The organism is Paenibacillus hunanensis (assembly GCF_014645615.1).
GTDB lineage: Bacteria > Bacillota > Bacilli > Paenibacillales > Paenibacillaceae > Saccharibacillus > Saccharibacillus hunanensis.
Window position 1 is genome coordinate 89,501 of the sequence record NZ_BMMB01000010.1, and the last position, 21,753, is coordinate 111,253.

The 21,753-nt window shown below is 45.6% G+C and carries 15 protein-coding genes and 1 other annotated feature; of the genes, 4 read left to right on the plus strand and 11 right to left on the minus strand.

Going from position 1 to position 21,753, the window contains the following annotated elements; all coding sequences use genetic code 11:
* Window positions 1–2 precede the first annotated feature (2 nt).
* The gene (locus IEX62_RS20000) at window positions 3–299 is read left to right on the plus strand and encodes an ArsR/SmtB family transcription factor (protein WP_188777652.1); all 297 of its coding nucleotides are present in this window, start codon (window positions 3–5) and stop codon (window positions 297–299) included.
* Window positions 292–2,928 (plus strand): FAD-dependent oxidoreductase, encoded by a 2,637-nt coding sequence (locus IEX62_RS20005; RefSeq protein WP_188777571.1) that lies wholly within the window; start codon window positions 292–294, stop codon window positions 2,926–2,928. Before IEX62_RS20000 ends, IEX62_RS20005 begins: the two co-directional genes overlap by 8 nt.
* Window positions 2,929–3,187: 259 nt before the next feature.
* Here IEX62_RS20005 and IEX62_RS20010 read toward each other — a convergent pair whose 3' ends face one another.
* From IEX62_RS20010 to IEX62_RS20035, 6 genes are all read right to left on the minus strand, one after another.
* Entirely contained in the window at window positions 3,188–3,637 is a 450-nt protein-coding gene (locus IEX62_RS20010) for a C40 family peptidase (RefSeq protein ID WP_188777573.1), read from the minus strand.
* Between the two features lie 487 nt (window positions 3,638–4,124).
* On the minus strand, window positions 4,125–4,781 hold the full coding sequence (locus tag IEX62_RS20015) for a flagellar brake protein (RefSeq protein WP_188777575.1): 657 nt from the start codon (window positions 4,779–4,781) through the stop codon (window positions 4,125–4,127).
* A 643-nt stretch (window positions 4,782–5,424) separates the two neighbouring features.
* The gene (locus IEX62_RS20020; RefSeq protein WP_188777577.1) at window positions 5,425–7,770 is read right to left on the minus strand and encodes a heavy metal translocating P-type ATPase; all 2,346 of its coding nucleotides are present in this window, start codon (window positions 7,768–7,770) and stop codon (window positions 5,425–5,427) included.
* Window positions 7,771–8,578: 808 nt separating this feature from the next.
* Window positions 8,579–10,309 carry a glutamine--tRNA ligase/YqeY domain fusion protein gene (locus IEX62_RS20025; RefSeq protein ID WP_188777579.1) on the minus strand — a complete coding sequence of 577 codons (1,731 nt, stop codon included), beginning with the start codon at window positions 10,307–10,309 and terminating at the stop codon, window positions 8,579–8,581.
* Window positions 10,310–10,412: 103 nt separating this feature from the next.
* Window positions 10,413–10,691: a binding site (T-box leader), on the minus strand.
* 144 nt (window positions 10,692–10,835) lie between these two features.
* The gene (locus tag IEX62_RS20030; RefSeq protein WP_188777581.1) at window positions 10,836–12,134 is read right to left on the minus strand and encodes an arsenic transporter; all 1,299 of its coding nucleotides are present in this window, start codon (window positions 12,132–12,134) and stop codon (window positions 10,836–10,838) included.
* A gap of 426 nt (window positions 12,135–12,560) precedes the next feature.
* Window positions 12,561–12,917, minus strand: coding sequence for an ArsR/SmtB family transcription factor (locus tag IEX62_RS20035; protein ID WP_188777654.1), 357 nt, complete (start codon window positions 12,915–12,917; stop codon window positions 12,561–12,563).
* 517 nt (window positions 12,918–13,434) lie between these two features.
* On the opposite strand from IEX62_RS20035, the gene IEX62_RS20040 reads away from it, so the two are divergent.
* Complete coding sequence (locus IEX62_RS20040) at window positions 13,435–13,794, plus strand: ArsR/SmtB family transcription factor (protein ID WP_373289170.1); 360 nt, start codon at window positions 13,435–13,437, stop codon at window positions 13,792–13,794.
* A gap of 111 nt (window positions 13,795–13,905) precedes the next feature.
* Here the strand turns inward: IEX62_RS20040 and IEX62_RS20045 are convergent, their stop codons facing one another.
* The gene (locus IEX62_RS20045) at window positions 13,906–14,922 is read right to left on the minus strand and encodes a cation diffusion facilitator family transporter (RefSeq protein WP_188777659.1); all 1,017 of its coding nucleotides are present in this window, start codon (window positions 14,920–14,922) and stop codon (window positions 13,906–13,908) included.
* A gap of 222 nt (window positions 14,923–15,144) precedes the next feature.
* Window positions 15,145–15,471: a hypothetical protein gene (locus tag IEX62_RS20050; protein WP_188777583.1), complete on the minus strand. Its 327-nt coding sequence runs from the start codon at window positions 15,469–15,471 to the stop codon at window positions 15,145–15,147.
* 409 nt (window positions 15,472–15,880) lie between these two features.
* Between IEX62_RS20050 and IEX62_RS20055 the strand changes: the two genes are divergently transcribed.
* The gene (locus IEX62_RS20055; RefSeq protein WP_188777585.1) at window positions 15,881–16,345 is read left to right on the plus strand and encodes a hypothetical protein; all 465 of its coding nucleotides are present in this window, start codon (window positions 15,881–15,883) and stop codon (window positions 16,343–16,345) included.
* A 411-nt stretch (window positions 16,346–16,756) separates the two neighbouring features.
* Here IEX62_RS20055 and IEX62_RS20060 read toward each other — a convergent pair whose 3' ends face one another.
* The 3 genes from IEX62_RS20060 to IEX62_RS20070 form a co-directional block, all read right to left on the minus strand.
* A complete protein-coding gene (locus tag IEX62_RS20060) occupies window positions 16,757–17,422 on the minus strand; it encodes a spermidine synthase (protein WP_188777587.1) in 666 nt (221 codons plus the stop codon).
* Window positions 17,423–17,922: 500 nt separating this feature from the next.
* Window positions 17,923–19,758 (minus strand): thiol reductant ABC exporter subunit CydC, encoded by a 1,836-nt coding sequence (gene cydC, locus IEX62_RS20065; RefSeq protein ID WP_188777589.1) that lies wholly within the window; start codon window positions 19,756–19,758, stop codon window positions 17,923–17,925.
* Window positions 19,755–21,689, minus strand: a complete 1,935-nt coding sequence (locus tag IEX62_RS20070) for an ABC transporter ATP-binding protein/permease (RefSeq protein ID WP_188777591.1) — start codon at window positions 21,687–21,689, stop codon at window positions 19,755–19,757. The genes cydC and IEX62_RS20070 overlap by 4 nt, the downstream gene beginning before the upstream one ends.
* Window positions 21,690–21,753: the final 64 nt, after the last annotated feature.

Sequence of the window (21,753 nt, forward strand, 5' to 3'; positions counted from 1 at the left end):
ATATGAAGAATATGAAGCAATACGACGAACCTGCGAATCTACTCAAAGCTTTATCTCATCCGGTACGACTCTGTATCGTGCGTGGGCTGATGCGTAAGAAGAAATGCAATGTATCCTTTATGCAGGAATGTCTGGATATGCCGCAATCTACCGTATCCCAACACCTGCAAAAGCTACGCAGCGCAGGCATTGTTGCTACCGAACGCAATGGTCTTGAGGTCAATTATATTCTGGCTAATGAGCGTATCGCACATATTGTTACTATTTTATTAGGAGAGGAAGATTGTGAGCATGAGTAAAAAGGTTGTTATTGTTGGCGGTGTAGCAGGCGGAGCGTCTGCTGCTGCCCGTCTACGTCGTCTGGATGAGCAAGCAGAGATTATTTTGTTTGAAAAAGGTCCGCATATTTCCTTTGCCAACTGTGGTCTACCTTATTATGTAGGCGGCTCGATCGCTGATCGTGAACGTCTGCTCGTACAGACTCCGCAGGGCATGTCCGATCGCTTCCGTATCGATGTTCGCACTGAAAGTGAAGTCGTATCGATCGACCCGAATGCACGCACAGTCACTGTGAATAGTAGTGAACGCGGCGTATATACCGAATCCTATGATGAGCTTCTCCTATCACCGGGTGCACGTCCGATCATTCCTGATGTTGCAGGTCATGATCATCCCTTACTGTATACAGTTCGTAATGTAAAAGATATTGATCGTGTGAAGGAACAGGTACAGCGTATCGCGGGCGGTTCGGCTATCGTCGTCGGTGGTGGCTTTATCGGTGTAGAGATGGCAGAGAATCTGCGTGAAGCCGGACTTGATGTGACACTTGTTGAGGGCAATCCTCAGGTGCTCACTCCGTATGATCCCGAGCTAGCGGCTGCACTCGGTCAACAATTAGAGCAGCATGGTGTAAAGCTTGTCCTATCTGAGCGCGTACAGGGCTTCACATCGCCTGCCAACGGCATTGGTGTTCAGCTTGGAAGTGGTGTATTAGAAGCAGATATGGTCATTCTGGCGATTGGCGTTACACCAGATACAGCTTTCCTGCAAGGAACAGGAATTGCACTTGGTACACGCGGGCATATTATTGTAAATGAAGCGATGCAGACGAATATCCCTCATATTTACGCGGTTGGTGATGCGATTGAAGTACTCGACCTGATCACCAATACACCAGCAGCCATTCCATTAGCTGGCCCTGCCAATAAACAAGGACGGATCGCTGCCGATCAGATCGCAGGCATTCCTTCTACTTATAAAGGAACTCAGGGCACATCGATTATTAAAGTATTCGACCTGACTGCCGCCTCTACAGGTAGCAATGAACGAACACTAAAGCGCCATAACATCGGCTATCAATCCATTATCGTGCATCCTAGCTCTCATGCATCGTATTATCCAGGTGCAAGCTCGATGATGCTCAAGCTGCTATTTGCAAATGATGGTCGGATTCTAGGAGCACAGGCTGTTGGCTATGAAGGCGTGGATAAGCGAATTGATGATATTGCGGTGGCGATTCGCTTTGGCGGCACCGTTTCGGATTTGACCGAGCTGGAGCTAAGCTATGCCCCTCCTTATTCCTCAGCTAAGGACCCGGTGAATATTGCTGGCTATGCTGCGGAAAATGTACTTGCTGGACGAACATCCGTATTTACGTATGATCAGGTGGCACAGTACGATCCAGCCACCCAGCAATTGTTAGACGTACGCAGTACGATCGAGCATGAAAATGGACATATTCCAGGCTCGCTCTCCATTCCAGTTGATGAGCTTCGCGATCACTTGCATGAGCTTGATCGCAATAAAGAATATCTGGTGTACTGCCAGGTAGGACTGCGTGGTTATACTGCTTCGCGTATTTTGGCACAGCATGGATATCAGGTAAAAAATCTGAGCGGTGGCTATAAAACGTACAAGCAGGCACAATTTCAACCAGTCAGTTCCTTCCCAGACTCTGATCCGTCTACACCTTCAGCAAATGCTACAGCGGGTGCTGCCTTGTCTGCTGCTCCGATGACAGGAGCTACAGCTCTGCACACGCTCACCAGCAGCCCTTCATCAGTTGCTGTATTAACTGCTGATGAGGCAAGCCATTCAGCAACGCTAACGAATACAGCGACATCATCAGTGACAACTAGCTCTGCAACCACTATGACAGACAACCAGCCAGCTTCATTACCTACACCTGCTACTACACACGAGCTTAATGTATGCGGCTTGAGCTGCCCGGGTCCACTCATTCAGGTGAAGCAGAAGATGGATGGATTGACCGATGGCGATCAGTTACACGTGGTTGCTTCAGATCCTGGATTCTATGAGGATGTGAAGGCATGGTCGCAAATGTCCGGTCATACTCTCGTTCAACTTGATCGTGGTAAGGGCGGTACGATTGAGGCGACACTGGCGAAGATGCCCAAGGAGCAAACGGATGGTAGTGCAGCTCAGCTTCCTACCGCAGATCCAGCTAGCACCATGGTTGTGTTTAGCGGTGATCTGGATAAAGCTATTGCGTCCTTTATCATCGCTAATGGCGCTGCTGCAAGCGGTCGTAAGGTAACGATGTTCTTCACCTTCTGGGGCTTGAATATTTTGCGCAAATCAGAGCCGATGCCGATCCAGAAAAATATGATCAGCCGCATGTTTGGGATGATGATGCCTCGTGGCAGTCAGCGACTCGGTTTATCGAAAATGAATATGCTGGGCATCGGGCCAAAGCTTATTCGCGGCATTATGGGGAATCAAAATATCGCTTCACTGGAGGATCTGATCCGCAGTGCATCCGAGCAAGGCGTCGAGATGGTCGCATGTCAGATGTCGATGGATGTGATGGGGATTCGCCATGAGGAATTGATCGATGGTATCAAAATTGCCGGTGTCGGCTACTATCTCGGTCAAGCCGATCGTGCAGGTCATAATCTATTCATTTAAATAATTTTACTGGCGCGGATGCCATATAACCAGATCATCAATACAACACAAATAAAGCGTGCAGCCTCTCCCCTGTAGAGTTCTGCACGCTTTTATACGGTTGAATCCATAATGTTCAAGGTGATCGATGATGCTCCTTCGACTGGTCATTTTAATTCAGTAGACTATTTCAAATCATAATTCAACAAGCAGGTTCACATGCCTGTACTAATGAAGGAAAAAGGATTGCATTCATTTTCCTGTTCATCTGATGCTTGCTTTAATTCACAACGCGTCGTGCGGTGACATAGCGCTTTTTGTAATACGATTCAGACAGGCTGCTCACCGTTACACCGGAGCTGCTTGCTGCATGAATGAATTTGTTATTCCCGATATAGATGCCGACATGCGAGATGCCATAGCCCATCGTGTTAAAAAAGACCAGATCGCCGATCGACAGATTGCCTTTGTATACAGCCTTGCCGATATGAGCCTGCTGACGAGCAGTACGCGGTAATGTTTTGTTCATCTTTTTGTACACATAGCGGGTAAAGCCAGAGCAGTCAAAGCCTCGTGTGCTTGTTCCACCCATTACATACGGTGTACCCATTACTTTGGAAGCCTGGGTTTTAATTTCGCTTTTAAATGTTGCTGTGCTGGCTGAGGCGCCGGTTGGTTGTGCCGTACAGATGACAGCAGCAGCCAGCAGAGACAATATCGTTTTCTTCAAAAAAATACTTCTCCCTTCGGTGCTTGCGGAGTTGATTTCAAGGAGTCCAGGGTACTGACATCAATATGTATTGCCCAATCCCGTAGGTGACCACCCGCTGCAAAAATAATATCGTGTCCAGAACGTCAACATGAATCCGTTTCATTTATTTGGTCGGTATATGACTTGAGTGAAAATGAAACACTTATTAAAATTTTGTAACTTTTATCACCTTAAAGCATTTTGGGTACGTTTGTCAAATATCGTCGCAATGGATTCCCTATGGAATATAGGTACATTTCCGTATTTGCGCACATAAGACCTATTTTAGACTACCAGTCATTCTACACTTTCGCAACTTTACGTATTTGCGATGCCTTTTTAAACACAAAAAATCCTGCTACACCGGAAGGTATAACAGGATAAAGCTGGATAATATAATAAAATATGAGATTGAGTGAAAAGGATAGAGTGTGCTACCAAGGCTCACATTTATAGCCGTAGAAGCTTATTTGCGGAAGCGAACCTGCTCTTGAATCGCATAGCGAATAATATGGTTACGATGCTGCTCCTTAATATCACTATACTTGAGCGCAATCTTGTAACGCTGGTCATCCACCTGGTTCATATACACGAGATCAGCCTTGAAAGGCAATGGCAGCTCGTTATCCCCTTTATACAGATAGAGTGTGCCTGTATACTTGTTATATTCGATCGGCTGACGGCTATAAAAGGACAGTCCACCGCCGCTAATATCATGCGTGTAAATTTGCAATTTTAGCTCTTCGTCCATCTCTGATACGTTGAGATCACAGCGAAGTGACGAGCTGATTCGCAAATAATCACGGTTTTGAATTTTAATAATGTCCTCTACAGCCGGGCTTTTCAAATGAATCTGAAATTGATCGGTGTTCGCCCGTGTAATCTTCGTGCGGAACTGGTATTTCATCTTATTATTGCCTATAAAAAAGGCAAACACTTCTTTTTTCATCATTTCGCTCAGTGGTAGCTTTTCGTTCGCTGAGGAGATATGATCAAGTCGTGTAATATCAGCTAACGTGATCGCCTCTTCATCGAAGGCTTCTACGCGACCGACGAACATATTGCCTTCGTCATCCTGAACATCCAGATACTGATTAGCAAAAATATAATTTTGCAGTTTCATTATTGTATTCCCCCTAGTTATAACATGCCCGAAAGACCCCATCTTATACGCCCGGACAACTGTATCTATAAAACGTATTAACTGCATTGCCGTCTACAAATGAAGTCCGATTGCGAACACATGCTATTGCTTCGCCTCTGTATCACTTATATAAGGTAGTGAATATTTTAAACCAATAATAACACAAAAGTCCTAATAAGCGAATATATAAATTGTCGAATTTTGGTTAAAAAGAACCAGTTTCAAATTTGATTTCATTGTATATATGACATGATATATTTGTAAAATGTTAAAAATAATTCCTCATTCATAGTCTTTATGCTCTATTTATATGTGTATATTGTTAAAAAAGGATGATATCCCCATCTATTGGACTAATCGATCCGTGTAAAAAATAGTTCTATCTGGTATTGGTTCGCCGTTACAGGAAGTATTTGTTTACAATTCTGTTGTAACATTGTACTGCTTTTTCATAAAATATTTCCATAAAGAAAAGCTCCTTCATCGATGAATGATGTAGGAGCTTTTCTTTAAAATAGAAGATATGAATGTTGGAAGGTCGAATTGTACATCAAACCAGTCATGGTCATTGAATGTACACGGGTTGGATGCAGATCAGCTTGTTTTATTGTTTTTATTACTCTTATATAGCTGATGCTCGTTTGTCACGCGCAGGCGACGTTACAAGCCTATTCATACGCGAGCTGTCAAACCGCAATACACGCATTGCATTCAATACCGCAAGCAGTGTCACACCCACGTCGGAGAATACTGCTTCCCACATGGTCGCAATTCCGAACGCACCGAGCAATAGAAACACAGCCTTCACACCGAGCGCGAAAATTATATTTTGCCATACGATACGCCGTGTGCGGCGAGCAATCTCAATCGCTACAGGCAAGCGTGATGGCTCATCATTCATAATGACCACATCGGCTGCTTCAATCGCAGCATCCGAGCCCAGTCCTCCCATTGCTACGCCGATATCCGCGCGTGCTAGCACCGGTGTATCATTAATACCGTCACCTACGAAAATAATCTTCTCACCGCGTGCCCGTAGCGCGTCCAGGCGCTCCAGCTGCATAACCTTATCCTGAGGGAGCAGCTCGGCATGTACTTCATCTACACCAAGCTGTCTACCTACCGCTTCACCTGTCTGACGAGTATCTCCAGTCAGCATAATGACACGGCGGATGCCCTGCTGCTTGAGCTGATGAATGGCAGCTGCTGCATCGCCCTTCACCTCATCAGAGATGACGATCGTACCGGCAAACGTACCATTCACTGCCACATAAACCACGGTTCCACCCGACGAATCCGGTACTGCCTCAATGCCTTCGCGTTCGAGCAGGCGATAATTCCCTGCTAGCACCTGCTGTCCATCCAGCTTCGCTTCAATCCCATACCCTGCTGCTTCACTATATTCCGTCACACGCGCCTCATTCCATGTTCCCTGATACGCATTGCGAATCGACTCCGCAATCGGGTGACTGGAATGCAGCTCGGTATGTGCAGCGATGTCGAGCAGTTGCGCCTCGGTAAATCCTGTCGCTGGACGAATAGCCGTAACAGCAAACGTTCCTTTGGTTAACGTACCTGTTTTATCAAATACAACGTATTTTACATGATTCAATGCTTCCAGATAGTTACTACCCTTGATCAAAATACCGTTCTTGGATGCGGCACCAATACCACCGAAAAAGCCCAGCGGAATCGAAACAACCAGTGCACATGGACAGGAAATGACCAGGAACACAAGCGCACGATAAATCCAATCACTAAAGGTCGCTCCATTTAAAAGCAGTGGTGGAACAATCGCCAGCAATGTCGCAATAATAACGACTGCTGGTGTGTAGTAACGGGCAAAACGGGTGATGAACTTTTCTGTCTGTGCCTTTTTGCTGCTTGCATTTTGGACAAGCTCCAAAATCTTCGATACAGACGACTCGCTGAAAATACGCTCAACCTCCAGCGTGAGTACGCCATTTTTATTAACAAAGCCAGCCAGCACCTCGCTGCCTTCCTTCGCTTCTCTCGGTACAGACTCCCCCGTCAATGCTGATGTATCCAGCATCGAGCTGCCTTCAACGACAATCCCGTCCAAAGGAACCTTTTCCCCCGGACGAATAACGATCCGATCACCGATACGAATCTGCTCTGGCGATACCTGACGAATGCCTTCAGCCGTTTGCACATTGGCATAATCGGGGCGAATATTCATCAGCTCCGCAATCGAGCGACGTGAACGCTCCACCGCCGCGCCCTGAAACATCTCACCCAGCTGATAAAAGAGCATAACCGCTACACCTTCTGGATACTGTCCGATCGCAAAAGCACCAATCGTCGCCACGGACATCAGGAAATACTCGTCAAACACCTGACCGCGCGCAATATTACGCAGCGCCTGCCATACGATATCGCCACCTGCGATAATATATGCGAGTAGAAATACAGATAGCTCTAATACAGGTGGCATCGGCAATAGCAAGCCTGCTGCCATGAACACTCCACCACCGAGTAAACGGAACAGTAGCTTGCGCTGATGTCCTCCATCATGACTGTGCGTGTGACCCGCATGGTCGTGTTCGTGGGCGTCTTCATGCTGGTGATCTGCATGTTTTGTGTGTGCATTCGATGTTGAAGTATATCCGCTAGCTGCTGCGGATGATGCGGCAGCTTGACCTGTGAGAGCTGAATCAGAAGTAGCCTGTGTTGATGTGCTGGCTACTTTACCGATTGCCGGTACTGGCTTGATACGGACACGAATATGAGGCTCGATGCGATTCACGGTTCGCATCGCTTCACCAGCAATATGCTCGGCCTCTGTTTCGTTGGCTTCAAGCGTAAGTGTTTTGTTGACGAAATTGACGGAGCACGATGACACGCCTTTAATTTTGCCGACACCATTTTCTATTTTCATAGCGCAATTGGCACAGTGTAGCCCATCTAGTGTAAGTTCACGCTTGCTTAATGCGGTGGATTGGCTCATGGTGGTTACCTCCTTTAGATTGGATAGTGGATTGAATTAAACGAATGTAGTAGGTTTATACATTACGTAATTTATAAAATTAATACATGAGTAATTGTTCATATGTTATTACCAGTATAGTCTTGTTGGAGTTGGTTGTCAAAAGAATACGGTGAGGAATTTCTGTAAATTGTGACGGGTGAAGTATGTATGAGAGACGCTCTGCTCTGGCAAGCAATAAAGGAATCATTCAAGTGGAGTGATAGCCAAGTGAATCGGCAGGAATCTATTGGATTTGGAATGAAGCTAGATTCTCGCTTCTTTAGAAGCGGATTGCCGTATTTCAAATTCAAAGCCTTTAAAATTTCCAAATTCGTGCTTTATAACGACTTAAAGTATCATTGTGAATCTAAAAAAAGTCCTGTTCTAATGAGAACAGGACTTTTTGAGGTTCAAGCTTGCTTGCTTTTTAGTTTGTTTGTATCAAGTCCAGTAATATAGGTTGCAAACGGCTTATGAAAATATTAGCTGAGCAATATCGTTTCTAAAATAGGTAAACAGTTATTATACTTCATGCGGTATGCAACACAAAATAGTAGCTATCCAAAATCGCATAGTATTATTAAACCCTATTTTATAAGCCAATTATTGGGAATGAACCTCGCCTATGTGCTATTGGAATGTGCTTGCGATTAATCATTACACGATAGACAATAAGCATCAGCTTGTCCGATTTTGATTACTAGTTCCATTATTCGCGTTGTTCATTGTATAGTGTCATTCCTACATGATTCATTACTGTTTGATCATCGTTATTAGTTTATGATCATTAGTCTTTACTGCCTTCACTATTCGTACTACCTTTACTGCTCTTAACATCCTTACTACCTTTACCCCCCTTCCACGAATCCTTTAGCGAAACGACCAGATTATAGACTGGATGGTCTGCTTGACTGTAGCGGCTGTCTTCGTAAAAATAGCCATGCCGCAGAAATTGGTAGTGGGTGTTGGCTGCTGGTTGGCTCAGGGCTGGCTCAGCAAAGGCTTGAGTGATGATTTGGCGTGAATGGGGATTGATTCGGTTAGCCCAGTTGATCGTATCGGTTGTTGGATCAGCCGCTTCTTCATCTAGCAGTAATCGGTCATACAGATGTACCTCAACAGCAGCGGCATGTGTCGCTTCTACCCAGTGGATGGTCGATTTTACTTTACGAGCGTTAAAGCCACTACCACTTTTCGTTTCAGGATCATACGTGCAGTGTAGCTCAGTAAGCTCGCCCTTTTCGTTATAGATGGCATGCTCACAGCCGATAAAATAGGCTCCTTTGAGTCTTACCTCCACACCTGGGGAAAGGCGGTGAAAGCCGCGTTCAGGAACATCCATATAGTCCTCTCGCTCAATCCAGATTTCACGTCCAAATGGGAGGCTACGCTCTCCGAGACTTTCGTTTTCAGCATTATTTTCGACGCTTAGCCATTCGATATGATGCTCAGGATAGTTGGTAATGACTACCTTGAGTGGCTTGAGGACGACCATAGCGCTAATTGCACGCGGTTTAAGATTTTGACGAACAGCATGCTCCAGCATACCGATATCGACGGTGCTGCTTGTACGGATCATACCGATTTCACCAAAAAAGGTACGAATACTTTCCGGTGTATAGCCGCGGCGGCGTAAGCCTTGTAGTGTGGGTAGCCGTGGATCATCCCAACCATCGACATGCCCTCCACTAACTAATTCACGTAAATAACGCTTGCTCGTCACCGCTCCTGTAATATTCAGACGACCGAATTCGCGTTGCTTCGGCGGCTCACTCACATCCAGCTCTGTAAGCACCCATTCATAGAGTGGACGATGCTCCTTGAACTCAATCGAGCAGAGCGAATGTGTGATGCCCTCGATCGCATCTTGAATCGGATGGGCAAAATCATACATCGGATAGATGCACCACATCGTGCCTGTACGATAATGCGGGGCATGAATGATGCGGTACAATACGGGATCGCGCAACGTTATGTTCGATGATTCCATGTCGATCTTCGCACGCAGTACCTTTTCGCCTGCTTCGTATTTTCCGTTACGCATGTCTTCGAATAATTGCAGATTATGTTCGGCACTACGCTCACGATACGGACTATCCGTCCCTTTTTCCGTTAAAGTGCCTCGATATCGAACCATCTCATCTGGCGACAGATCGCATACATACGCTTTGCCATTCCGAATCAAACGTTGTGCAGCCGCATAATATTGCTCGCCATAATCGGAGCCGTAATGCAGTGGTGGCTCATAGCCGAGCCACTCCATATCGCGCACAATAGCATCCACATACTCCTGATCCTCCTTGAGCGGATTCGTATCATCCATCCGCAGATGAAAGGTTCCGCCAAATTGCTCAGCAAGCCCGGCATTCGTTGTAATGGCAAAGGCACTGCCAAGATGCAAATATCCATTCGGCTCAGGTGGGAAGCGAGTCGCCATTTCGCGACTGAATACGCCTTGCTCCAGATCCTCCCGAATGATTCGGCTTATAAAATTTTCATTGGTGTGTATAGTCGTCATAGACGTAGCCTCCTGTGATCATCATTGAGCTTTCATTCAGACGTGTTGTAGCTCGCCCGTTTCGTTCAAAGCAACAAAAAAATCCCACCCCCAAGACGAATGTCTTGGGGACGAGATTATGATCGCGGTGCCACCCCAGTTCACGACTACATCACTGTAGCCGTCTTTTCAAGTACGCCGTCATATGCCATTGATACAAGCAATTATGCCGGTTATACCCTGGCTCTGTAACAGGAGCTCCTGTCGCACCATCCCCGCTATACGGTTCCGATGCGCTGCTCAGAGGCTTGTTTCAAGCAAGGGGTCTTTGCTCCTTTTCAGCTACCGGAGCTCTCTGTTAGAAAGACGCGTGTTGCTCTACTCTTCTCTTCATCGCATTTGATATTGGACTGATTTTAGCATCTTGTCCTGCATTTGACAATATTTTCATTCGCAACGATGCAATTCAGGATTGAAGCTAATAGCTAGCATCATCTTATGCCTGCGAAGTTGTTCCCCCACTGACTATCCCATCAACCGTGTACTGTTACCCGACTATCAGTAGCCATACATACAGGCCTAGCAGTGTGAAGAACAGCGTCGGTATCGTCAAAATTAAGCCAATTCGGAAATACGTTCCCCATGAGATGCGAATGCCCTTATTGCCCAGCACATGCAGCCATAGCAGTGTCGCGAGTGAACCGATTGGTGTGATTTTCGGCCCCAGATCGGAACCGATCACGTTCGCATAGATTAGCCCCTCCTGAATGATGCCCTGTGCGCCAGACGAATGAATCGAGAGCGCCCCAATCAGCACGGTCGGCAAATTGTTCATTACCGAAGACAGGATCGCTGTCATGAAGCCCATACCCATCGTGGTCGCAAATAGTCCATGCGCCGAAAATGCCTGAATCCAGTTTGCCAGAATCTCGGTCAGTCCAGCATTACGCAGACCATACACAACGACATACATCCCAATGGAGAAAAAGACAATCGCCCACGGTGCATTACGAATAACCTCACGCGCCTGTACAACCGTACTACGATTCGCCATAATCAGGAAGAAAATCGCAATCGCACCTGCCACGACCGACACCGGAATTTTCAAAAATTCACTTACAAAGTATCCGATCAGCAGCAAGCCCAGCACCCACCACGATAATCGAAACAGCTTCGGATCACGAATCGCCGCTACCGGAGGCTTGAGCTGACTTTCGTCAAAGGTACGTGGAATACTTTTGCGGAAATATATATACAGCACGCCAATACTTGCAGCCAGTGCAAATAGATTCGGCACCAGCATCCGGCTAGCATACTGCATAAACGTCACGCCAAAATAATCCGCCGATACGATATTCACCAGATTACTCACCGTCAGTGGCAATGAGGTCGTATCCGCAATAAAGCCACCTGCGATAATAAATGGAAACACATACTTTTCTTCCAGCTTTAACGCTCTCACCATAGCGAGTACGATTGGGGTGAGAATAAGCGCGGCACCATCATTCGCGAATAATGCCGATACGACCGCTCCAAGCACCGAGATGTAAATAAACATCCGCACCCCGTTGCCATGTGACAAGCGCGCCATATGAAGAGCAGCCCATTCAAAAAAGCCGATCCGATCGAGTACGAGCGAGATCATAATAATCGCTACAAAGGCAAGCGTCGCATTCCAGACGATGTCGGTTACATCGATCACATCCTGCCAGCCGACCACACCGGTCAATAGCGCCACAGCGGCACCGCCACACGCCGACCAGCCGATCGACAATTGACGCGGCTGCCAGATCACCAGCGTTAGCGTCAATACAAAAATCACAATTGCAAGTACAGTTACTACCACGTTGACATCCTCCAGATCATCTGTCACTCTTCCATGTATGCTTTAGCTAACACTGTGTACATCCAGCTTAGTCATCCAGCAAGCATAGGGTATGACATGTTGCTTCAAATCCTCATGCTCAAAACCTGCTATTATTTGCTATTTTATCAGCCTGAAATTACCCGATCATCCAAACGATCATGCAGGCAAGTTCAAGTATACCGCATAATGCTTGAAATGCGTCTATCCGTTTAAAGGAGACTGCACACTTCATACACTATGCTATTATTTACATCCTAAATGCACTGCCTTGAATCAGCAATGTTAAAATTATTATGATTTTCGAGTATATAGCAGGCATAGTCGTACAGACCAAGCCTGTGACTGTGCCTGCGGAGATCTACAATACAAACGATAGAGCAAAAAGTTAACCGGTTGTCATATACGTTAGACAGTAGGATTATTCGCAGACGAGGACGGTTCACTCTGACCGCAACTGACAAACTTATCAAAGTTACTTAGTAACTCCTCTCGCGCAGGCAGATGACGAAGCACAGCTTGAATATGTGGCTTATCCTCAATATTGAGCGAGTAATAGACCCACTGACCACGACGCTCTTCCTTTACGATCCGATGGGATTTGAGCTTGCGCATATGCTGGCTGATACCCGGCTGCGAAATATCAAAAATTTCTACAAACTCACACACGCACCATTCTCGTTCCTGTAACAGCGCAAGCATCATCAGGCGATTTTTATCTCCGAGTAGCTTCATTTGCTCGGCTACTTCCTCTATATGATGCATTGCCGATGCGGCGACTTCCATTTTCATTGTGCTTCCTCCCAGTTACTCTGATGCTACAGAGCAGGATCAATCATCAACCATTTACTACTGCTGATCCAGGTCGATACTCCAGTCATTTGTAAGAATATCGTACAGCAGCCGCAGGCTAATATGATCTGATTGTACATAATTGGCGGCGTATCGTCACAGTTTAATATAAGAATATACTTATAATTCGATAAAAGATAGCAATGTCCTAATTTTCTGTTATTTTGCCCGATATCATTATCAGTGCTACAAGATGAATGACAAGAATTAGAACGGGATGGGCTGAAGGCATTTTATTTTTAGAACAGGCGAGCTTCGCTTATCCAGTAAGCCTTGCTCGTGAACATTTGAAATACTGAACGTCTTCCCTATTCTTTTATTTTAAATTAAACTTTAAAAAAATCCGCTATTCGTAATCACAACGATTTTTGGTATAATTACATTACGACGTTATACGAGGAAGGTGATTTTCGTGAAGCAGGAAGCCTTGATTGAAGAATGTGGCCACTGCCTGAATGCTAATGAAGCTTCACAGCAGGAACTTGCTCGTATCAAGCAGGAGCTGGTCAGCGACAATACGGCTTTATCGATGGCAGAAATGTTCAAAGCACTGGGTGATCCGACACGGGTGCGCTTGATCTACGCGCTACTCCAACAGGAGCTGTGTGTGCACGATATATGCGAAGTGCTGGATATGACACAATCCGCTGTTTCCCATCAGCTGCGATATTTGCGCAATATGCGTATCGTGAAGCCACGTAAGGTAGGCAAAACGGTATTTTATTCGCTGGATGATTATCATGTAGAAGAGATTTTCAAGCAAACGTATCAGCATTTGAATCATAATTAAGCGGCTTATGTTATAGGGATAGCCGCTAAAAAGTATAGTTATGCACAACAAAGCTCCAAAGCACGGTTCATCCATGCTTTGGAGCTTTTCTTGTGGTCGATGATCACTCATCTAATGCTCATTGGTGGTACAAGCGATCTCTGGCGTTTCAAGCTGAATCGTGACATGTCCAATGCCGTATTGTCCTTGCAGCAGTGTACGTGCTGCCTGTAAAATAGCCGTTCCTTGCGACATATCGCTAATGCGCAGATGGCAGCTCAGCAGCGGAAGCTCCGAGGTGAGCGACCATACATGCAGATCGTGCACACCGAGCACATGCTCGATGCCTTGCAGATCGGCTGTCATCTGTGTGGTATCGATATCGACTGGCGTACCCTCCATCAAAATATGCACTGAATCTCGTGTCACCCGGTACGCGCTAATCAATACGAGTACCGCAACGATCACACTGGCAATCGGGTCAGCCAAGTTCCAGCCGAATGCCATAATGAGTAGCGCTGCTGCGATTGCCCCTACCGAGCCAAGCATATCGCCCATGACGTGTAATAACGCACTGCGCATATTAAGATTGCTAGACGCTCCCTCACCCTTCATCAATACATACGCCGCCGCGATGTTCACAAGCAGTCCGATGATCGCAATGATCAGCATCCCTGTACTGGCTACACCTGGTGGCTGACTAAACCGCTGAAAAGCTTCCCAGAAAATGTACAGTGAGATCACAACGAGGGCAATCCCGTTAATAAAGGCAGCCAGCACTTCAAAGCGCTTGTAGCCGTACGTTTTACTATTACTTGCCTTCCGCTGTCCCCAGATCATTGCCAGCAAGCTAAGCCCCAGCGCCGCCGCATCGCTCAGCATATGCCCGGCATCAGAAAGCAAAGCAAGACTGTTCGTAACAAAGCCACCGATAACCTCCACGATCATGAAGCCAGCGATCAGGAAAAAGGCAAGGGTGAGCGACTTTTTGTTGCTTGTGTGGGCATGAGAATGGCTGTGACCGCCATGACCGTGGCTATGGCTGTGCTTATGTGTGCCTTTGCCTGAGTGTGTGTGATTGTGGTCATTGTCTTGATCGTGTGGGTGATTATGGTTGTGGTTGTTCGTGGTATGGGATGACAAGGGGATCAGCTCCTTTGTAGGTGTTTTATTTTAACATATGAGCAATTATTCATGTGTTTAGTATAAAAGATAGGTTAGAGGGCTGCAACTATGAATTATGTAGAGATATAAATAGAGTTAACTGTTAATTTTAATAAAATGATTATTTTTAGCAGCACGGCTATTCACTTCTGTATGGTAAGTAGCACAGACTTTTAAGCCATGAGCCAGTACCATAATGAAGTAATACTAAAATGGTCTCAATGATTCCTTTATAGAATTGGTAATAACTTCAATTAGAACATTAGGTAATCTTATATATCCAGGGAATTTATCGGTTTGTTCGTCTCTAATATCACTATAGGAAATATCAAAAAGAATTTTACCTACCGTATCAACTTCTACTTCTATTTGCCAAGTCATAGGAGAAACTTCGATTTGTTTAAAATTATAATCTATAAATACAGAAGATTGTGCAATCAGTTCAGACAACAAGGTGTCTATTACACCTTCGATAAGTGCTTTTCGATCCCTATATATTTTAGCATAGGTTGTAACATCCAATATCCAATCCATTACAGTCTCCTTTAAGTGATTTTTGAATAAAATTGTCCCATGATGAATTAATAGATATTTACCATATATATATGCTGTTGAAAGTATATCTATACTTGCTATTCTACTTTTTTTCTTGTTATGGCGTAAATAGCAATGGATATCTGGCCTACACTATTGTGTAAAAGAAGGATTAAAAAGAAAAACTTGAAGACAAGTAAAATACTAATCCTCAAATCTATCTACTATTATAAAATTACAGTTTACAAATTTAAAGCTGAAGCAGTATATCAATATATCTGGTATGGTTATTTTTTTATATATTGTGTACATAATATGTATTTTATTGTAATAATTAGAATTAGATAGATTATATATGTTATTATTGGGTTGTACATGTACATACTAATTAATTACTTAGGAGGCATTTATGAAAACGTTATCTTTAAGAACTTTAAAAAAAGTTGCTTTGTTTACATCTGCTGCTGTGTTAGCTTTCTCTTTTAGCATTCCTTCTATGTCAGCTGCTTCAACAGAATCTGAGCAAAATATAGTGGCAAAAGCATATCCAACATTATCTTCTAGTAATGTTGGTACAAGCTATACACAATTAGGTGGACAGTATGCCATTTTCACAGCGCTTAACGGTCCTGTTTCTTTTTCAGTAGATCAAAATGCTGCTAGTGGTACTCAAACTTTTACGATGACTTATCAAATTAGAGAGACAAAGAGTGGTAGAATTGTAGCCACACAATCTTTAAGCGGTAAAAGAGGAGGCAGTTCTCCAACAGGCAGCTTATATTTTGGTTCTATTGGAGAAGGAACCTATGCTGTTTATGCTAAAGTTGTAGGAGCCTCAAAGGCAAGTGCTACTGTTCAAGTTTATGCAAACTAATAGTTAAACAAAAAAGCGCTTTGATAGTCTTACTGTCAAGCGCTTTTTTGATGTATAAATATCTAAGCTACAAAATACATAATCTAAGCCCATACAAGAACTAATGTTTTTGTAAAAGGGGTCAAAATGCAGATCGACTATACTAAGCTTTCTGATTACAAGATACTATGTGTGAATCTCAAATCTTTTACGCTCCGGTTGAAGCCGTCGAGCGAGGGCTTGACCGCCTCCATGATTGCTATTGTAGATGCTTTGACCTGCGTGATGGTGCTGTATTGGCTGTTTGCCTGCATTAAAACAATGCTATTAAAGCCAATAATTGGCGTCCCCACATGCATATTGCAAAAGCACCTTTCCGTTTACCAACCTTTATTTCGATCCCAAGCCAATACTACATCTAATCCAAACCCCTCACCGCCGCGAAGCGATATACACCACATCATCTTCCAGACGATCAGGCTGCTTCACACCAATCATCTGTACATGATCAAATATAGTTTCCAAACGAGTCTGAAACGCTTCCGAATGAGCTGCACTCCAAAATGAAATTACACCGCCGGGCTTTAATCGGTCATGCAGTAGCTCCAGACCATTTTGCTCGTACAGGCCATTATTAGAAGTGAATACCGTCCAATCCGGGCCATTATCGATATCAAGACAGATTACATCGAAGCGCTCGGTTGTCTGTGGCAACCATTCCAGCAAGTCAGCATGAATCACCGATGCTTTCCGGTCAGCAAGCGCGTTGCCAGAAAAGGGCGCAAGCTCGCGCTGGTTCCATGCGATAATTCGTTCTTCGATCTCAATTACCGTCACCGCTCCAACGAGTGGATGACGGACTGCCGCACCAAGCGAGTAACCGACGCCCAGCCCACCAATCAACACATGACAGCCTTCTTTTGCACATGCATCGACTGCACTGTCTACCAGCAGACGCTCAGACTCGCCATTATATGTAGCCATAAGGAATGTACCATTGCTAATAATCTCATAATCGTTACTTCGACGCTGCAACTTCAATTCCCCACGCGCCGTAGTACAGCGCTCGATCATTTCCGGTTGATTTAGATGCAACATATTCCCACCTCATCTTAGCTTGAAATGTGTATATATTGGATGTATTGTAGCACAAATGTCAGTTGCTTCTCCAATTACTAGTAGCTCCCACATAAACGTTTCAAAAAGGGGCGACCATATTTCATTTTTAAAAGTGTACTCATACTCATACTCATACTCATACTCATACTCATACTCATACTCATACTCATACTCATACTCATACTCATACTCATACTCATACTCATACTGCATTATTTTCTGCGATTGATTCCTATATAGCAACAGCAGTATGTGCCCTATTCATCCGACACATACTGCTGATTAATCATAATATAATATCGCATCGAAATAGAACTATTGATCATCATGAGCATGAATCATATTGTACATGCTACAACTACAATTAATAATCGTTCAGAAGACGATATGCTTACTTAGCTTCCAGCCGATTCATATCCAGAGCTGGAATATCACTTATCCATGACTTCCATTACTATTACCACTACTCTCAAGTACTCTCAAGCATGCACCACATAGCGCTCTTCCTGCTCCACCCTGTCTGCCATCATTGGATGATCCATACGATACAACTGCCGATACCGCTCAGATGTCGCGTACAGTTGCTGATGTGATCCATGGATAATGATCTCACCCTCATCGATAAACACAATCTCATCCATCTGTTCCGCGCGTACCAATCGATGCGTGACCCAGATCATCGTTTTGTCGCCCAGACTACCTAATATCGTATCCAGTAGCTCACGCTCTGTAGTTGAATCCAGTCCCACTGTAGGTTCATCCAGAATAACGATAGGTGTCTGCTGTAGCAATACACGAGCAAGTGCAATCCGCTGTCGTTCTCCACCGGAGAAGCGGCGCCCTGCTTCCTGCATCGGTGTGTTGTATCCAAGAGGCAGAGCTGCGATGAGCTTAGATAGTTTGGCAGCCTGCATCGCCTGCTGAACTTCCTCGGCTGTAGCTTCTGGACGACTGAGACGCACATTGTTAAGTAGCGTTGTATCGAACAGATACGGCTTCTGATTCAGTACCGCGATGAATCGGTGAATGTCCTGTGCCCACTGAGCAACCGGCTTACCATGAAGCAGTACCTGTCCGCTTGCTGGCTCGTAGGCGCCTTGAATGAGCTTGAGTAATGTAGATTTGCCAGCACCACTTGGCCCGATAATCGCAATCTTTTTCCCTTGCTCAATCGTTAGATTCAGATTACGCAGGGCAGGTTCATGTTGACCCGGATACGTGTATTGTACCTGCTGCATTTGAATGGAAGATGTAGATCGCGCTGATATTGAAGCTATAGATTGGACTTGCTGGATCGCTCCTATAGCGGATGGAGACGCAACGCTATCGCTCCGCATTGCTGGCATTGCTGATCCTTCATTCCACTCATCATTCAGCTTGTCCAATCGTGCTACCGATTCACCATATGACGGAATACGCTGAATCGCATCGGTCATCGGTAAAAAGGCTTCGGTAAGCGGTAGCATCACGAGTACGCAGGCAGCCAGCAATGTTGCCTCCATGCTGCGATCTGCCACCTGTCCGGTTGCCCAGACTGCCGTTTGTGTAACGATGAGGCCAACGACCGTTTGTAGTACGAGGGCAGTATACCGTTTATGTCGACTCAGCTTGCGCTCATACTGAGCTGCATCGCGTTCTTGTTCGGCGTAGCGCTCGGCAAATTCATGCTGCCGTCCGCTAATGAGTAGATCGCCCAGCCCCATCACGCTATCTGTAAGCTGGCTGTATAGCTTCGCTTGCTTCTGCTTGAGCTGCTGCTGCCATTTACGACTGATGTATAAGGAGCCAAAAGGAACAACGGCTACCAGTACCAATACATAGAGCGCGATTATACCTGCAAAGACAGGATCAAACCAGCCTAACAGACCAATCAGTACACCATAAACGATCAATGCCGCTATGGCTGGGAAAATGGTGCGTACATACACATTTTGCAGTGATTCCAGATCGTCAGACATAACGCCAAGTAAGTCACCTGTACGATATTGACCGCGTAATCGCAGTGCATGCGGCTCTAGCTGATTATATAGGCGTACACGCATAGCAGATAGTACGCGCAATACCGCACTGTGAGCGAGCAGACGCTCCACATAACGAAGTACGGAACGAGCAATACCGAAGGTACGCACGCCTACGATCGGTACATATAGCATCAGTATATTTTCTGGACGTAATGAAGCTTTGGAGATCAGGTAGCCCGACGTGAACGTCAGCATGGATGCACATAATAAGGTAAGTGCTGCGAGCGCGATAATACCAGCGAAACGCAGGCTATTTTGTTTGATATACGGAATAATCCAGCCGCCACGACTCATGCGCTTCCCTCCCATTGTTCGTTCATCCAGCTACAATACAAGCCACCCTGCTGCAATAATCCTGCATGCGTGCCTTGCTCTACGATCCGTCCTTGATCCATCACGATAATCCAATCCATATCGGTCATCCAGTGCAGTCGATGCGTAGCGAGTAAGACGAGTTTATTCGCAAATAAAGGCAGCATCGTCTGCTTCAGCTCATACTCGGTTTCGATATCCAGATGTGCAGTTGGCTCATCCAGTAAAAGTACATGCCGCTGCCCAAGCAAAGCTCGTGCGAGCGCAACGCGTTGCTCCTGCCCACCACTCAGCATGCGTCCACCTTCACCGACTTGCTCGTCCAGACCCTGTGGTAACGATTGAAGCAGCTTACCCAGACCTGCACGCTGCATGGCTTCAAGCACTTCTTCATCTGTCGCCTGCGGTTCATATAGCGCAATATTATCGCGTAATGTACCGCTGAATAGATACGGATGCTGCGGAATATAGGCTGCTCCTGTACGCCAGCTTGTATGATGTAGCGCTCCTCCATATCCCTGTGTAGGATGCCAGCTAGCTGTACCCGCGTCAGGGATAAGAAAGCCTGCCAGCAGATCGATCAGTGTTGACTTACCTGCTCCACTTGCACCGATAATGCCAATTTTGCCGTAGCCCTGCCAGGTGAAGGATACATTTGATAATGCGGTATATTGATCCTTTAAGACAGCTAAAGTACCGGATTGGATTGTAGTAGCTGATTGATGTGTAGCTTGTACAGCTTGCTGTGGAAGATGCTGTTCATAAAGATGCGCTTTATTTGCCGAAATAGAAGGATCTGATCGATTCGTAGCCTCTGTTAAGCTCATATCTGAGTCCTGTCCATAGTGGATCGATACATCTTGAATGACCAGTGTGCTTGTCTCATTCCATAGGGTAGCGCCTGATGAAGCATCCCTTACGATAGCAGTCGATTCACTACATGTGATAGGATGCTCAAGCGACTGCCCCGGTATCGGCTGCTGCATAATACGCTGAATTTCCTCGCCTGCCTCCTTACCATCCATCGTTGCATGATAATCAGCACCTAATGAACGAATCGGCACGAAAAATTCAGGTGCCAGAATCAGAATCGTCAATGCTGGCTCCAGCAGCATTTCACCATGTACAAGTCTCAAGCCGAGACTTACAGCTACAAATGCAACCGAGAGCATCGTGAAGAAATCGAGTGCAAATGAAGATAGAAAGGCTACACGCATCGAACCAATCGTTGCTTTGCGATATTGTTCACTCGTACGCCCGATTGTCGCTGCATGCGCACGACTGCGACCGAGAAAGCGAAGCGTCTCCAGCCCGCGTAATGAATCAACGAAATGATTCGATAATACACGATAGGTTGCCCATTGCCGATCCATTTGCTTTTGTGCTGCCAGCCCGAGCAGGATCATAAACGCAATAAGAATTGGAAATACCAGTCCTAAAATGATTGCCGATAGCCAGTCTAACCGAAGCACATACAATCCGATTAAAAGCGGTGTTAGCCCATTGGACAGCATCCGTGGAAGGATCAGCTCCAAATACGTACGATATTTACCAATGCCTTCACGTACGAGTGTGACCAGATTGCCTGTCCCCTGTCCCATCGCATATCGTGGGCCAAGCGCAAATAGCTTATCAATTAGCGCCCTCCGTAGCTGCTGTCCCGTTCGCTCGGCAAAATCATAAGCGAGCTTTTGCAGCAGCATGGACAAGAGCTGACGAGCAATCAGCGCACATCCAAAGCCACCGATATGACCGAGCTGGCTTTGAATCGTATCACCGGAAAACAGCCCACTTACCGCCTGCGCCAGCCACACCGATTGCATCACAATCACAATCGTCTGTACGATCGTCAGCGCAGCGGTTATGACCATCACCGGTCTGATGCCCGCTAGCTTCCATAAATCCTTGCCCATACCGCTCCAGCTCCCTCTATATTTTTGCTTTATCTGTTTGATCTTCACTTGATATAGCACTTTA